The sequence below is a fragment of the Mycolicibacterium llatzerense genome (genome assembly GCF_000878195.1).
Lineage (GTDB): Bacteria > Actinomycetota > Actinomycetes > Mycobacteriales > Mycobacteriaceae > Mycobacterium > Mycobacterium llatzerense.
The window spans coordinates 204870-217847 of record NZ_JXST01000002.1 but is presented as its reverse complement, the minus strand read 5'-3'; the positions used below and the strand labels follow the sequence as shown (position 1 = coordinate 217847).

The 12978-nt window shown below is 66.3% G+C and carries 15 protein-coding genes; 9 read left to right on the top strand and 6 right to left on the bottom strand.

What is annotated here, in order from left to right; genetic code table 11:
• Positions 1-251 (bottom strand): twin-arginine translocation signal domain-containing protein (locus tag TL10_RS02315; protein ID WP_043984352.1); only part of this gene is annotated, 251 nt, incomplete at its 3' end.
• A 484-nt stretch (positions 252-735) separates the two neighbouring features.
• Between TL10_RS02315 and TL10_RS02310 the strand changes: the two genes are divergently transcribed.
• The gene (locus TL10_RS02310) at positions 736-1965 is read left to right on the top strand and encodes an alkane 1-monooxygenase (RefSeq protein WP_043394330.1); all 1230 of its coding nucleotides are present in this window, start codon (positions 736-738) and stop codon (positions 1963-1965) included.
• Here the strand turns inward: TL10_RS02310 and TL10_RS02305 are convergent, their stop codons facing one another.
• On the bottom strand, positions 1966-2640 hold the full coding sequence (locus TL10_RS02305) for a TetR family transcriptional regulator (protein ID WP_082067808.1): 675 nt from the start codon (positions 2638-2640) through the stop codon (positions 1966-1968).
• A 58-nt stretch (positions 2641-2698) separates the two neighbouring features.
• Here TL10_RS02305 and TL10_RS02300 point away from each other — a divergent pair, with 58 nt between their 5' ends.
• Entirely contained in the window at positions 2699-3502 is an 804-nt protein-coding gene (locus TL10_RS02300) for an SDR family NAD(P)-dependent oxidoreductase (RefSeq protein ID WP_043984351.1), read from the top strand.
• A 131-nt stretch (positions 3503-3633) separates the two neighbouring features.
• On the opposite strand, the gene TL10_RS02295 is transcribed toward TL10_RS02300, so the two are convergent.
• The 3 genes from TL10_RS02295 to TL10_RS02285 all read right to left on the bottom strand — a co-directional run bounded on the left by TL10_RS02295 (position 3634) and on the right by TL10_RS02285 (position 5041).
• Positions 3634-4110 carry a DUF5130 domain-containing protein gene (locus TL10_RS02295; RefSeq protein WP_043984350.1) on the bottom strand — a complete coding sequence of 159 codons (477 nt, stop codon included), beginning with the start codon at positions 4108-4110 and terminating at the stop codon, positions 3634-3636.
• Complete coding sequence (ctaJ, locus tag TL10_RS02290; RefSeq protein ID WP_029105398.1) at positions 4097-4327, bottom strand: aa3-type cytochrome oxidase subunit CtaJ; 231 nt, start codon at positions 4325-4327, stop codon at positions 4097-4099. Before ctaJ ends, TL10_RS02295 begins: the two co-directional genes overlap by 14 nt.
• Before the next feature lie 63 nt (positions 4328-4390).
• Positions 4391-5041 carry an HNH endonuclease gene (locus TL10_RS02285; protein ID WP_043394334.1) on the bottom strand — a complete coding sequence of 217 codons (651 nt, stop codon included), beginning with the start codon at positions 5039-5041 and terminating at the stop codon, positions 4391-4393.
• 128 nt (positions 5042-5169) lie between these two features.
• Between TL10_RS02285 and TL10_RS02280 the strand changes: the two genes are divergently transcribed.
• From TL10_RS02280 to TL10_RS02250, 7 genes are all read left to right on the top strand, one after another.
• The gene (locus tag TL10_RS02280) at positions 5170-5589 is read left to right on the top strand and encodes a globin (RefSeq protein ID WP_043394336.1); all 420 of its coding nucleotides are present in this window, start codon (positions 5170-5172) and stop codon (positions 5587-5589) included.
• A complete protein-coding gene (locus tag TL10_RS02275) occupies positions 5589-7169 on the top strand; it encodes a glycoside hydrolase family 13 protein (RefSeq protein WP_043984349.1) in 1581 nt (526 codons plus the stop codon). The genes TL10_RS02280 and TL10_RS02275 overlap by 1 nt, the downstream gene beginning before the upstream one ends.
• A gap of 3 nt (positions 7170-7172) precedes the next feature.
• On the top strand, positions 7173-7880 hold the full coding sequence (locus tag TL10_RS02270) for a TetR/AcrR family transcriptional regulator (RefSeq protein WP_043984348.1): 708 nt from the start codon (positions 7173-7175) through the stop codon (positions 7878-7880).
• Positions 7881-8057: 177 nt separating this feature from the next.
• The gene (locus TL10_RS02265) at positions 8058-8918 is read left to right on the top strand and encodes a metal-dependent hydrolase (RefSeq protein WP_043984347.1); all 861 of its coding nucleotides are present in this window, start codon (positions 8058-8060) and stop codon (positions 8916-8918) included.
• A 24-nt stretch (positions 8919-8942) separates the two neighbouring features.
• Positions 8943-9821: a metal-dependent hydrolase gene (locus tag TL10_RS02260; protein WP_043984346.1), complete on the top strand. Its 879-nt coding sequence runs from the start codon at positions 8943-8945 to the stop codon at positions 9819-9821.
• 12 nt (positions 9822-9833) lie between these two features.
• The gene (locus TL10_RS02255; protein ID WP_043984345.1) at positions 9834-11411 is read left to right on the top strand and encodes a flavin-containing monooxygenase; all 1578 of its coding nucleotides are present in this window, start codon (positions 9834-9836) and stop codon (positions 11409-11411) included.
• Entirely contained in the window at positions 11408-12343 is a 936-nt protein-coding gene (locus TL10_RS02250; protein WP_043984344.1) for an SDR family NAD(P)-dependent oxidoreductase, read from the top strand. The genes TL10_RS02255 and TL10_RS02250 overlap by 4 nt, the downstream gene beginning before the upstream one ends.
• Here TL10_RS02250 and TL10_RS02245 read toward each other — a convergent pair.
• Entirely contained in the window at positions 12340-12933 is a 594-nt protein-coding gene (locus TL10_RS02245) for a TetR/AcrR family transcriptional regulator (RefSeq protein WP_043984343.1), read from the bottom strand. The genes TL10_RS02250 and TL10_RS02245 overlap by 4 nt on opposite strands.
• Between the last annotated feature and the right edge of the window lie 45 nt (positions 12934-12978).

Below are 12978 nucleotides of genomic sequence, written 5' to 3'. Positions count from 1 at the left end.
CGCTTGCCGTCGTCGTCGGGCTTGTCCCACAGCCGGCCCTGTTCGATGACCAACGTCTCGATGCCGGCCTGCCCCAGCCGCAGCGCCGAGACGCCGCCGCCGTAGCCGCTGCCGATCACGATGGCCGAGAAGTGCTTCCGGGATTCGGTGCGGTCGCGCGATCGTTCGACGAGGACGCCCACACCGGCCGCACCCGCGACGCCCACCACCGCCGCACCGCCGAGAAACTGGCGCCGGCTGACCGGGCTCATCGGTTGCCTGCCTCGACAGGACATGCGTCGGCAGCACGGGCCGCGCCGCAGCGCGGGATGTGTCGATGCCGGCCCTGCATCACTGCCAAGATCGTCCTTCCGCCTAACCGTCCAGCTAACCCGAACCGGCCGCCTCCCGACGTTCCGAATAACGGATTCATCACAAAAATTACACGATGCCGCAGGGTTTCCGCCGCTCTGCGAGATCCGGCCTCCAGCGCGTCGACCAACCCGCGCGACGCCCGGTATGTCGCAGGTCACTCATATCCGTGTATAGCACTCTACCTGCAAGTTTATCGCCGACGACGCCGGGCGGACGACCGGTGTCCCACTGCCGGGAGCGCGGCCGGGCAATTCGGCGGAATGGCCCCGCGCCCTGACCCTGCAGACAATTTGCTGGATAACGCTAAGAAAACGGACAAGAACTGGCGCTGGCAACCGTTGCGTATTTGCGCAAACGGCCGAATGCGGGTACGAATACGGGGTGTTGTCGGCATTGCGCGCGGGCCAGGAGGCATCGCAGCCTCACGCGCCCGCTGAGCCCGATGCACCCGAAGCGCCGAAGTCGAAATGGCGCGATCCCAAACGCTACCTGTGGCTGCTTGGCCCCATCACACCCGGAATGGTGGGCCTGTCCTGGCTGCTGGTGTGGCTAACGGGCGTCGACGCATTCTGGTGGGCCGGCTCGCTGCTGACGTTCGGCTTGGTCCCGCTGCTGGACCACATCGTGGGCCCCGAGGCCGAGACGACTCCCGGAGACCTGCGCCGTCTGGAAGACGACCCCTTCTACCGGATCGCCACCCACCTGTTCCTGCCGGCGCAGTACCTCTCGCTGATCTTCGCGTGCTGGCTGTGGGCCGGCGGCGGCTGGGTGACCATGTCGCTCGTCGACAAGCTGGGCCTCATGGCCGCGGTCGGGACGGTCGGCGGCATCGCGATCAACGCGGCCCACGAGCTCGGCCACAAGCGCGGCATGTCCGAGCGCCGGCTCAGCAAGATCGCCCTGGCCCAGACCTGCTACGGCCACTTCTTCGTGGAGCACAACCGCGGCCACCACGTGCGGGTGGCCACGCCGGAGGATCCCGCCAGCTCACGGCTCGGCGAGAGCCTGTACGCCTTCATCGCGCGGTCGGTCATCGGCAGCCTGCGGTCGGCCTGGCAGCTGGAGTCCGACCGCCTCGCCCGCATCCGTAAATCCAAGTGGTCGCTGCACAACGAGGTCCTCAACGCCTGGCTGATGACCGTCGTCCTGTTCGTCATCCTGGTGGCCTGGTTCGGTGTCACCGTACTGCCCTGGCTGTTCGGTCAGGCCGTCATCGGCATCTTCCTGCTGGAGACCGTCAACTACCTGGAGCACTACGGCCTGCGGCGGCAGAAGCTGCCGAACGGCCGCTACGAGCGCGTGCGCGCCGGTCACAGCTGGAACAGCAACACCGTGATCGCCAATGTGTTCCTGTTCCACCTGCAGCGGCACTCCGATCACCACGCCAACCCGATGCGTCGGTACCAGGCGCTGTGCCATGCCGATGAGGCTCCGCAGCTACCGGGCGGTTACGGCACCATGCTGCTGCTGGCCATCTGCCCGCCACTGTGGCGTCGGGTGATGGACCCGCGCGTGCTGGCGCACTACGACGGCGACATCAGCCTCACCGCGCTGCAGCCGGGCTATGAAGCCCGCCTGCGCAAGCGCTACCCGGCCGCCGCGCAGGGATAGTCAGTCCGCCAAGGCTCGGCGGTTCGGGACTACCGACCGCATCATCGTCAGCAGGAGAGCGCCGCCCGCTTCGAGCTGAGCGTCGGCGGCATGTCGGTCGTCGCTGACCATCTCGACAGTTGTCTTCAAGCCGTCGAAGGCACCGACGAGGACGGTGGCGAGGAGCTCCGGGTCGACAGTGACGTCCATGTCGCTGTACTGGCCGTCGCGGACGATGTTGGCGACAGTGTCGATCCAACTGCGGGTCAGTTCCGTCGCGAGGGTGCGCGTCTCGGGCATCTCGGCGAGGTTCTGCGTCAGGCGCGAGATGACCCAGGCATCCGGGTCGGCGCGGTGCAGTTCCAGCATGGCAGGTAGCAGCGCCTCGAGTCGTCCGCGTCCGGCGGGCACCGACGCCAGTCGCGTCTGCACTCGATCGAGCCATTGCGCGTGTTTCTCGGTGAGCACGGCGACGGCCAGTGCTTCCTTGTTCTCGAAATGGAAGTAGACCGAGCCCTTGGTCATTCCGCTCGCCTCGACGACATCCGCCATCCGCGCGCGGTCGTAGCCCACGTGTGCGAACACAGTGGCGGCCGCGTCGAGGATTCGCTGGCGGGACGTAGCGCCCTGCTCGGTCGGGCCGGCCGGGCGGCCGACGGGTCGACGAGCCGGCGCGCTGCGAGGTGGGGTTGCCATCGGCCCAGTATAGGGCTATTAATTAAACCAACGGGTCGGTTTAATTAAGGAGACAACGGTGAGCGCATATTTCAACCGGCAGCGGGTGCTGGTCACCGGGGCGTCGTCGGGTATCGGGCGAGCGTTCGCGGCACGTATCGCCGCAGACGGCGGCGACCTGGTCTTGATCGCTCGCCGGGACGCACTCCTGCAGACACTGGCTGACGAGCTGCGCGAGCGGTTCGGCACCAGCGTGGAAGTCATCACCGCGGACCTCAGCACCCCGGGCGCAGCGTCACGCATCGCGGACATGCTCACCCAGCGTTCGATCGTCGTCGACGCGCTGGTCAACAACGCCGGCCTCGGAATCCATGGCGACCTGGCCGGCGCCGACCTCGGGGCCATCTCGAATCAGATCGCGGTGAACGTGACGGCATTGACCGAGCTCACAGCAATCTTGTTACCGGGCATGGTCACTCGCGGACGGGGAGCCGTGGTCAACGTGGCGAGTACCGCCGCATTTCAGCCGGTACCTCACATGGCGGTATATGCCGCGACAAAAGCATATGTACTCTCCTTCACCCGCGCCTTGTGGTCCGAGTCCCGCGGCACCGGCGTCCGGGTATTGGCCGTGAGTCCGGGTGCAACCGACACCGAGTTCTTCGAAGTCGCCGGCGATGACGCGTCATTCGGCTCCCGGCGTACGCCAGAACAAGTCGTCAGCGCCGCTCTTCGCGCACTCGAGTCCGACCATTCCGACATCGTCGACGGTGCGACAAACGCCTTGCTGGCACGCATCGCCGGCCGCCTCCCCATCAGATGGGCCATCGGACTGGCCGAACGCTCCGTCCGTCCGGAACTCGCTGCGGCCCGATCCAATTGAGCGCTTCGAAGGAGCGAGACACGTTCATCCAACCGCAGCAGTGGTACGGCAGCTCGGTGGAGAGAACCAGCCACAGATAGCACTCTGCCGGGTGCGAACCAATGGTTCGCACCCGGCAGGGTGAAGAGAAATCAGGCGGGCGAGACGCCGGCGCTCAGCACGCGGACCGCGCTGATCAGGCCGTCCATCAGGTTGCCCTGCTTGAACGACGCGGCCGCCGCGGACACTCCCAGCGGAGCGGCCTCTTCGATACCGCGACCGCGGACCTCGGAGCCGTAGACGACCTCGATGGCCTTTTGGTTCGGCGAAACGGCCAGCAGCACCGCGTTGTTCGGCGTCGGCACGGTGGCCAGCACCTCACGTGCGGTGGCGGCGGTGTCCGCACCCAGGTCACCGATGTAGACGGCGAAACGGGCGCCGGCAGCGCGCGAACCGTACTTCAGGGCGTCGTCGAGGAACACTAGGTCCTTGACCGGGAACGGGTAGTGCACCGACAGCTCACCGGGTTCGGTGACGCCGGAGATGCGGCCGCTGTACGTGACGGCGTAGCCGTACGGCAGGTTGGCCGGATCGATGTTTGCGACCTCGGTCTGGCTACCACTTGCCACTTGCGCCACCTCCCACAGTCAGGTGCGAGTCATGGCCACCGTGGCCGTGATCCGCAGGTTCCTCGGCCGCCCACAGGATCGGCGCGTGGGTCCACTTGTCGGTCATCTTGTAGGTGTCCGGATGCGGACTCTTGCGCAACAAGAACAGCGCGCCAAGCACCAGCAGCAGCGCCAACGGCACCCCACCGAGCAGCGAATGAGTAAGTGCAATGCTCACGCGCAAACCGTATCAGTACGCAACCAGCTCACGCTGAGGACAGGGGCATTCCGCCGCCGGATTTCAGGCGGCGCCTTCGCCGAGGTAGCGCACCCAGGCCGGATCGAGTTCTTTGACCGCCGACAGCAGCCGCCAGTGCTGCCCTTTGGGCGGCAGCGGCGCCGCATGCAGCGTCCAGCCGAGTTCGGTCAACAGCCGGTCGGCCTTGCGGTGATTACACGGACCACACGCCGCGACGCAGTTCTCCCAGGAATGTTCGCCGCCGCGGCTGCGCGGCACGACATGGTCGACGGTGTCGGCCTTGCCGCCGCAATACGCGCAACGAAACCGGTCCCGGTGCATCAGCGCGGCCCTGGTCATGGGAATGCGGGCCCGATACGGGACCCGCACATAACTACGCAGCCGGATTACCGACGGAACGGCGACCGCACGGGTCGCCGAATGTATGACAGGACCCGTCGGATCGTCGTGCACCACGTCGGCTTTGCCGCACAGCACCATGATCACGGCGCGACGCATGGGCAGCGCGGTCAGCGGTTCGTAGGTCGAGTTCAGCAGCAGGACACGGCGGCGGCCCCAGAGCGAGCCGACTGATCCCTCAGAGGGACTTGATTCGACTGCGTGCAGGGGTGATGACAGTGCTGTGCCCGGCACAGGCAAACCCACCGCGGCGCTGTGAAGTCTGTGGCCGCGGACCTTTCTCCGTTGCGACATACGTCCTCCGTGTTGACAGTCCACCATGGATCGGCAGAGATCGCACGAGAATTCCGGCGTGTTAGCTGGACGATCCGGTGAACTTCGGGTGACGGAAGCGCCGCTGCAGGCTGGTAGACAATGGAACCGTGACTGATGTCCAACCGTCGTTCAACGACGAAGCGCAACGGTCGTTCTACGACGAAGTCGGTGGAGCTCAGACCTTCCAACTCCTGGTGTCGCGGTTCTATCAACTGGTCCGCGACGACGAGATCCTGCGCCCGCTGTATCCGGAGGATGACCTCGACGGCGCCGAACACCGGCTGCGGATGTTCCTCGAGCAGTACTGGGGTGGTCCCCGCACCTACGGTCAGGAACGCGGCCACCCCCGGCTACGGATGCGGCACGCCCCGTTCCGGATCGGCTTCCTCGAGCGCGACGCCTGGCTGCGGTGCATGCACACCGCGCTCGCCTCGATCGACGCCGACACCATCGATGCCGCGCACCGGCAGGCACTGCTCGACTACTTCGACATGGCCGCACAGCACATGGTCAACTCGGCGTTCTGATGACAGCGCCGCGGTGGTGGTCACGCGCGGTCTTCTATCAGCTCTACCCGCGATCGTTCGCCGACAGCGACGGTGACGGTGTCGGCGACCTCGATGGTGTGACGGCGCACCTGGACTACCTGCGGTCGCTCGGCGTCGACGCGCTGTGGCTCAACCCGGTGATGGTCTCCCCCATGGTCGATCACGGGTACGACGTCGCCGACCCCCGCGACGTCGATCCGCTGTTCGGCGGGATGGCGGCGCTCGATCGGTTGATCGCTGCCGCGCGGGCCGTGGACATCAAGGTCACGATGGACCTGGTCCCGAACCACACCAGCTCCGCGCATCCGTGGTTCCAGGCGGCCCTGGCCGCAGGTCCGGGCAGTCCGGAGCGGGCCCGCTATCACTTCCGGGACGGCCGTGGACCGAACGGCGATCTGCCGCCCAACAATTGGACATCGGTTTTCGGCGGTCCGGCGTGGACCCGGGTTTCTGCGGCCGACGGCCGGCCCGGCCAGTGGTACCTGCACCTGTTCGACGCCGCGCAGCCGGACCTGAATTGGGACAATCCGGAGATCGCCGCGGATCTGGAACGGACACTGCGGTTCTGGCTGGACCGCGGCGTCGCCGGCTTCCGGATCGACGTCGCGCACGGGATGGCGAAACCGGCCGACCTGCCCGATATGGCCGATCGCGCCGCGGAATCTGACACCGCCATGCTGACGTCCGAGTCGAACGATCCACGCTTCAACAACGACGGCGTGCACGCCATTCACCGTGACATCCGGACGGTGCTCGACGACTATCCCGACGCGGCCACCGTGGGCGAGGTCTGGGTGTTCGACAATGCCGATTTCGCCAAGTACCTACGCCCCGACGAACTGCATCTGGGTTTCAATTTCCGTTTGGTACGAGCCGATTTCACCGCGCACGCCGTCCGTGAGGCAATCGAGAATTCCCTGGCGGCCGCCGAGCTGGCCGACTCGCCACCCACCTGGACGCTGTCCAACCACGACGTCGAACGCGAGGTGAGCCGTTACGGTGATGGCGCACAGGGACTTTCCCGGGCCCGCGCGATGGCGCTGGTGATGCTGGCGCTGCCCGGCGCGGTATTCGTCTACAACGGCGAGGAACTCGGACTACCCAACGTCGACCTGCCCGACGATGTCCTGCAGGACCCGGTCTGGGAGCGTTCCGGCCACACCGAACGAGGCCGCGACGGCTGCCGGGTGCCCCTGCCCTGGTCCGGCGACACCGCGCCGTACGGATTCTCTGCTGCCGCGGATACCTGGTTGCCGATGCCCGCGGGTTGGGGGCCGTTGACGGTCGACGCGCAGTGCACAGACCCGGAGTCGACGTTGTCGTTGTTCCGGCGGGCCATCGAATTGCGCCGGGGCCGAACGGTTTTGGGTCGTTCGGTGCGGTGGCTACCGACCGCACCGGACCTGTTGGCATTCCAGTGTGAGGACGGCCTGGTCTGCCTGCTGAATGCGGGCAGCACCACGGTCGACCTACCCGCCGGCCAGGTGGTGCTCGCGAGCGGGCCGCTGCCCGGCGGCCGAATGCCACCCGCCACCGCCGCCTGGCTGACTTACGATTAGTTCATGCCCGTCGACGCGACCCGTGTTGCGGTGCGATTGTCCGCACCGACCGGTGACGCGCGCGCCGACCGGTGGCGGGCGCACCGCGCGACGGTGCGGGAGGAGCTGATCGAGGCCACCCTTCGGGCAATCGACGAATACGGGCCCGACTTGTCGATCGACGACGTGGTGAAAACCGCCGGCGTGCCACGGCCGAAGCTGTACCGCTTCTTCACCGACAAGGAGACGTTGTTCGCCGCCGTCGGTGACCGCATGCAGGAGCTGATCGTGCAGCGCGTCATTCCGTGCTTCCACGTCACCGCGACGGCACTGGAGCTCGTGCGTTCTGCGCTGGCCGGCTACATCGATCTGGTGGACGAGCGGCCCAACCTCTTTCGGTTCGTGGTCGGTTCCCATTTCAGCGACGACCATTCCCGGACCAAGCTGCTGGAGAACGGCCGCAATCTGTCCAGCGCCATGACCGAAGTCCTCGCCGCGATGCTGCGCATGCACGGCGGCGACGCCGACCACCTGGAGTACACGGCCGATGCGATCCTCGGCGCGGTCGCCCTCGGTGTGCTGCGGTGGCTCAACGAGCCGACGATCAGCAAAGACGAACTCACCGCGCAGCTGACCCCCGTGATCTGGGGTGCGGTGTCGGCGGCCGCCACTGCCCGCGGCGTCGTCATCGCACCCGACGAGCAGATGGCGTTGTTCGGCACCGCCGACTGAACCGTTGCCGGTCGTCCTGACCTGCACTCAGGCAGCTCAGAAAACGTCATTATCCAAAACCCTTGCGCAATGGCGCATGCCGTCGTAACTTCGAACTACTAGAACTCGCGGTACTAGTTACTGAATGTTCGAGGAAAGGCTGGCGGCATGGCCGTACGCAGCAGGCAACACCCGACAATGACGTCGGAGCGGAACTCCCGGCCGCTTTATCCCCGGACCCGACGAATCCGCTTCCGCTTCGGCGAGGACCCTGACCGAAAGTATTTCGTCGCCGGAGACATGGTCTTCAGCCATTTCGTCGCCGGCCTCTCGGGGGCATTTCCTCCCGGCGAGGAAGGTTTCATCCGGTCGGTCCGCCGATTCGCCGACCGGATCACCGATCCCGACCTCAAGAAACGGGTCGCCGGCTTCATCGGCCAGGAATCCATGCACGGACAGGAACACCGGCACCTCAACGAGAAGCTGGTCGCGATGGGCTACCCCATCGCGTGGTGGGATTCAAAAGGGTTGAAGGACAGGCAGATACGGCTCGAAGACCGGTTGCCCGCGCACGTACATCTGGCGATGACGGCGGCCGCCGAACACTACACCGCGGTGCTGGCCGAGCGGGTGTTGTCGAGCGACGAGCTACAATCGATCCCGGCCGACGCCGAGGTGTGGCACCTGCTGAATTGGCATGCGCTGGAAGAACTCGAGCACAAGTCGGTGGCCTTCGATGTGTACCGCGCCGTCGGCGGCACCGAGCGCACCCGCATCGCGGTGATGGCCGCGGTGTGCGGCCTGCTCCTGCCGGTGACGCTGATTTCGCTGGCGGCCTCGATCGGGTCTGATCCGGTGGCACGGCGCCGGCCCGACCGCCTGGCCCGCGAAGCGTACGAGCTGTTCACCGGCCCGATATTCAAAGGCCTGCTGCCTGATCTCGCGGTCTACCTGCGGCCTGGGTTCCATCCAGACGATGTCGATACCAGCGCACTGGCCCTGCAGTGGCGGGACACCCTTTTCGGCGCCGACGGCGTCCTCGTCGACCACCTCAAATAGCCGAGACAACGGAAGGAATCGATCATGAGTGCTGAGCCGATCACCCCGCATGGGGTCGCTCTTCCCAAGGTCCGCCGGATGCGGTTCCGGTTCGGCGAACCCGAGCCCCTGCACCGCCATTTCGTCGAGGGCGACATTGTGTTCAGCCACCTGGTGGCCGTGCTGTCCGGCTCATTCCCGCCCGGCGAGGAGTCGTTCATCCGGTCTGTTCGACGCTTCTCCGACCAGATCACGGACCCCGTGCTCAAGAAGCGCGTCGCCGGGTTCATCGGTCAGGAATCGGTACACGGCCAGGAACATCGCAAGTTGAACACTCAGCTCGCCGACATGGGCTATCCGCTGGTGCGGTTCTTGTTGTTCGCGCCGACCAGCGTTCGGGAGAAGGTGGTGCTGCGCATCGAGCAGCTGATCCCGGCGAAGGTCCATCTGGCGATGACGGCCGCCGCCGAGCACTACACCGCAGTCCTGGGCGCGCGAGTGCTGTCCAACGACGAAATCCAGGCGATCCCAGGCGATCCCGAGGTCTGGCGGCTGCTGAACTGGCACGCGATGGAGGAGCTGGAGCACAAGTCCGTCGCCTTCGACGTCTACCAGTCGGTGGGCGGTTCCGAGCGCACCCGCATCGCGGTCATGTGGTTCATGTACTTCCTGACGATCCCGGTCGTCACGGCCGCGGTCGCGCTGTCGATCCTGCTGGATCCGACCGCGTGGCGGCCGTTCAAGGTGCTCCGCCAGACCTACGGGGTGTTCCGCGGACCCCTGGTGCGCGGGATCCTCTCAGAGATTGCCGAGTATCTGCGGCCCGGCTTCCATCCGGACGATGTGCCGACCGACGAGCTGCTCGAACGCTGGCAGCACGACTTGTTCGGCGCCGATGGCCAACTCGTCGACTACGTCCGATAGCCGAGGACGGACATGACCGCAAGTACGAAGGTCGCACCGCCACCTACAGCCGAGCGGCACACGCCCGATCACGAAGTGGTGATCGTCGGCGCCGGGTTCGGTGGCATCGGCGCCGGTATCGCCCTGTACCGCACGGGGATCCACGACTTCGTCATCGTCGACAAATGGGACCACGTCGGCGGCACCTGGCACGCGAACACCTATCCCGGTGTGGCAGTAGACATCCCGTCTGTCATCTACAGCTTCTCCTACGAGCAGCGCGGCGGCTGGTCGCGGGTCTTCGCTCCCGGCAGTGAGTTGCGGGACTACGCGGACGACATGGTGGACAAGTACGGCCTGCGCGACAAGTTGCGGCTGGGCACCACCGTGACCGGGGCGACGTTCGACGAGCGCAACAGCATGTGGCGGTTACGCACCGACGGCGGATCCGAGATCACCGGCCGCCACATCGTGATGGCGGTCGGCGGGCTGGAACGGCCGAAGTTGCCGGACATTCCCGGGCTGCAGGATTTCGGCGGGGTGCTCATGCACACCGCGCTGTGGGATCACGATGTCGCGTTGGCCGGGAAACGGGTGGCGGTGATCGGGACGGGCGCGACGTCGCTTCAGCTCGTGCCGGCGATCGTCGACGAGGTGGCGCACCTCACCGTCTTTCAGCGCACCCCGATCTGGGTATTTCCCAAGCCCGACAGCCAGATTCACGGTATCGCCCGCACGGTGCTGGAGTTCGGCCAATTGCGGTCGGCGCTGCGCGCAGTCGGGACCGTCGCGACCGAGATCGGGATGGGCGGCATGCTCACCGGCCCGAGCTGGCTGGTCGAAGCCACCCGCAAGCTCGCCGAGGCTCCTGTGCGGGCGTGGATGCGCAGCCAGATCACCGATCCGGCGACCCGCGAGAAGCTGATCCCACGCTACGGCCTGGGCTGCAAACGGCCGTCGATGTCGAACGACTACTTGAAGACGTTCAATCGCAGTGACGTCAGCCTGGTCACCGAGTCCATCGAGCGCATCACCGCGACCGGTGTGGTGACGGCCGACGGCGTCGAGCACGAGGTCGACGTCCTCATCTGTGCGACCGGATTCAAGCTGTGGGAAAGGGATTCGGTACCGCCCTTCCCCGTCGTCGGCCGCGACGGACTCGACGCCGCGGAGTTCTGGGCGGTCAATCGATTTCAGGCCTATCAGGGTGTCTCCGTACCCGGCTTCCCGAACATGTTCATGATCACCGGGCCCTACGGTTTCGTCCTCGGGTCGTATCTGTGGATGATCGAGGCCACTGCCGCACATCTCAGTCGCGCCATCGCCGAAGCCAAGCGGCGCGGCGCCCGGGAGGTCGAGATCCGGCAGGACATTCACGACGCCTACTTCCAGCACTGCCTCCAGCGTCAGGCGCGCAACGTCCTGTTCACGCCGACCTGCGCAGGGTCCAACACGTATTACATCGACTACCACGGTGATTCACCGTTCCGGCCGACGACGCATGGCGAGATGTACTGGCAGAACCGTCATTACAACCTCGACGTCTATCGGTATGGCACGGGCACCGACAACGTCGACCAACTAGCAGCCACCTCGAAGGAGGCCGGATGAAGATCAACAATCTGGAACCACAGCTCGTCGTCGTCACGGGCGCGGGCAGCGGCATCGGGCGTGCCACCGCCATCCGTTTCGCCAAACGCGGTGCGCACGTGGTGGTCTCCGATATCGACGTCGACTCGGCGGAGGCGACCGCCGCCATGATCAAAGGCGCCGGGCGCCGCGCGTCGGCCGCGCAGCTGGACGTCACCGATCCGGACGCCTGGGAGGCTTTCGCCGCTGCCGTGCGTGCCGAGCACGGCGTGCCCGACGTCGTCGTCAACAACGCCGGCATCGTCGTCAGCGGTCCGTTCCTCAAACTGTCCGCCGCGGATTGGGACAAGCAGCTCAGCATCAATCTGATGGGTGTGGTGCACGGCTGCCGGGTGTTCGGTGCGCAGATGGCCGAGCGCGGCAGGGGCGGTCATATCGTCAACATCGCCTCGGCGGCCGCGTTCACGCCGACGCCGGTCATGGCGCCGTACTCGGTGTCCAAGGCGGGGGTCAAGATGCTGAGCGAATGCCTGCGCCTGGAGCTCAAGCCATACGGCATCGGGGTCAGCGCCATCTGCCCCGGCGTCATCAACACGAACATCGGGGATCGGGCTGTGACCGTCGGTGTCGATCCCGCGCTCGTCGCGCAGGCCCAGCGCCTGACCAAACAGCTACAAGAGTTCGCCGAGATGCTGCCGTTCTCGCCGATGAGCCCTGATCTCGTGGCCCGGGCCGTGGTGCGGGCGGTCAGCTACGACCTCGCGGTGGTACCGGTGCGGGCGGAGGCCTGGCTGGGCTACGTCATGCACCGCGTCGCGCCGGGAATCAATCGCGTTATGGCGCAGCCATTCTCGTTCGACTTGGCCGAGAAGCTGGTCGGTGCCGTGCTGGAGCGCGTGACCCCCGCACCGACCGCGCCCGCCGCCGGCGCGGAAGCCATGGCGCGCCACTAGCCGGGCTCAGCACCACCCACGATCAGGCCCACCATGCTCTTCACCAGCGTGGTGACCCGCTTCGGCGGCGGCTCACCCGCGAGGAGGTGCCGCCGTACGGCGGCCAATGGCAGATCCAGGAGGGCGAAGGCGATCTGATCCGCGGGCCGTCCGGTCTGTTTCGCCAAGCCCCGAACAGCACCGTCGAGGCGCTGTCGCGAATCGTCTTCAGCGGTGGCCAATTCCGCGCGGGCGGCCTCGCTCCATCCGTCGGGCTCGAATGCCCGAACGCCGGCCTGCAGCACGACAGCCGCCGGTAGGTGACCGCGGCACCAGTCGACCAACCACACTGCCGCGCGAACCGCACTGTCGGGCGTTGGGTGATCCCCGAGGGCCTCCAGGTAGCCGCTTTGAAAGCCCGCCGTGGTGCGGAACCACAAGGCGGCCAACAATGCAGCCCGGTCGGGAAAGCGATGGTAGATCGACCCGCTCGGGGCCCCTACCTCGCGCGCCACCGCGTTCATCGTCAACGCCCGCACTCCCCCGGCGGCGAACAGGCGTGCGGCCGCGTCCAGGAAATCGTCGGCGCTGTGCTGTGGAGCCCTACCCATGATCTAGAGAGTATGCTCTACTATTTATTAGAGTGTTCTCTCTAA

Excerpts from the sequence above, each read along its gene's own strand:
- TL10_RS02305 (WP_082067808.1), bottom strand. The coding sequence starts at position 2,640 with ATGGCAACCCCACCTCGCAGCGCGCCGGCTCGTCGACCCGTCGGCCGC.
- TL10_RS02285 (WP_043394334.1), bottom strand. The coding sequence starts at position 5,041 with ATGTCGCAACGGAGAAAGGTCCGCGGCCACAGACTTCACAGCGCCGCG.
- TL10_RS02275 (WP_043984349.1), top strand. The coding sequence starts at position 5,589 with ATGACAGCGCCGCGGTGGTGGTCACGCGCGGTCTTCTATCAGCTCTAC.
- TL10_RS02270 (WP_043984348.1), top strand. The coding sequence starts at position 7,173 with ATGCCCGTCGACGCGACCCGTGTTGCGGTGCGATTGTCCGCACCGACC.
- TL10_RS02265 (WP_043984347.1), top strand. The coding sequence starts at position 8,058 with ATGACGTCGGAGCGGAACTCCCGGCCGCTTTATCCCCGGACCCGACGA.
- TL10_RS02260 (WP_043984346.1), top strand. The coding sequence starts at position 8,943 with ATGAGTGCTGAGCCGATCACCCCGCATGGGGTCGCTCTTCCCAAGGTC.
- TL10_RS02255 (WP_043984345.1), top strand. The coding sequence starts at position 9,834 with ATGACCGCAAGTACGAAGGTCGCACCGCCACCTACAGCCGAGCGGCAC.
- TL10_RS02250 (WP_043984344.1), top strand. The coding sequence starts at position 11,408 with ATGAAGATCAACAATCTGGAACCACAGCTCGTCGTCGTCACGGGCGCG.
- TL10_RS02245 (WP_043984343.1), bottom strand. The coding sequence starts at position 12,933 with ATGGGTAGGGCTCCACAGCACAGCGCCGACGATTTCCTGGACGCGGCC.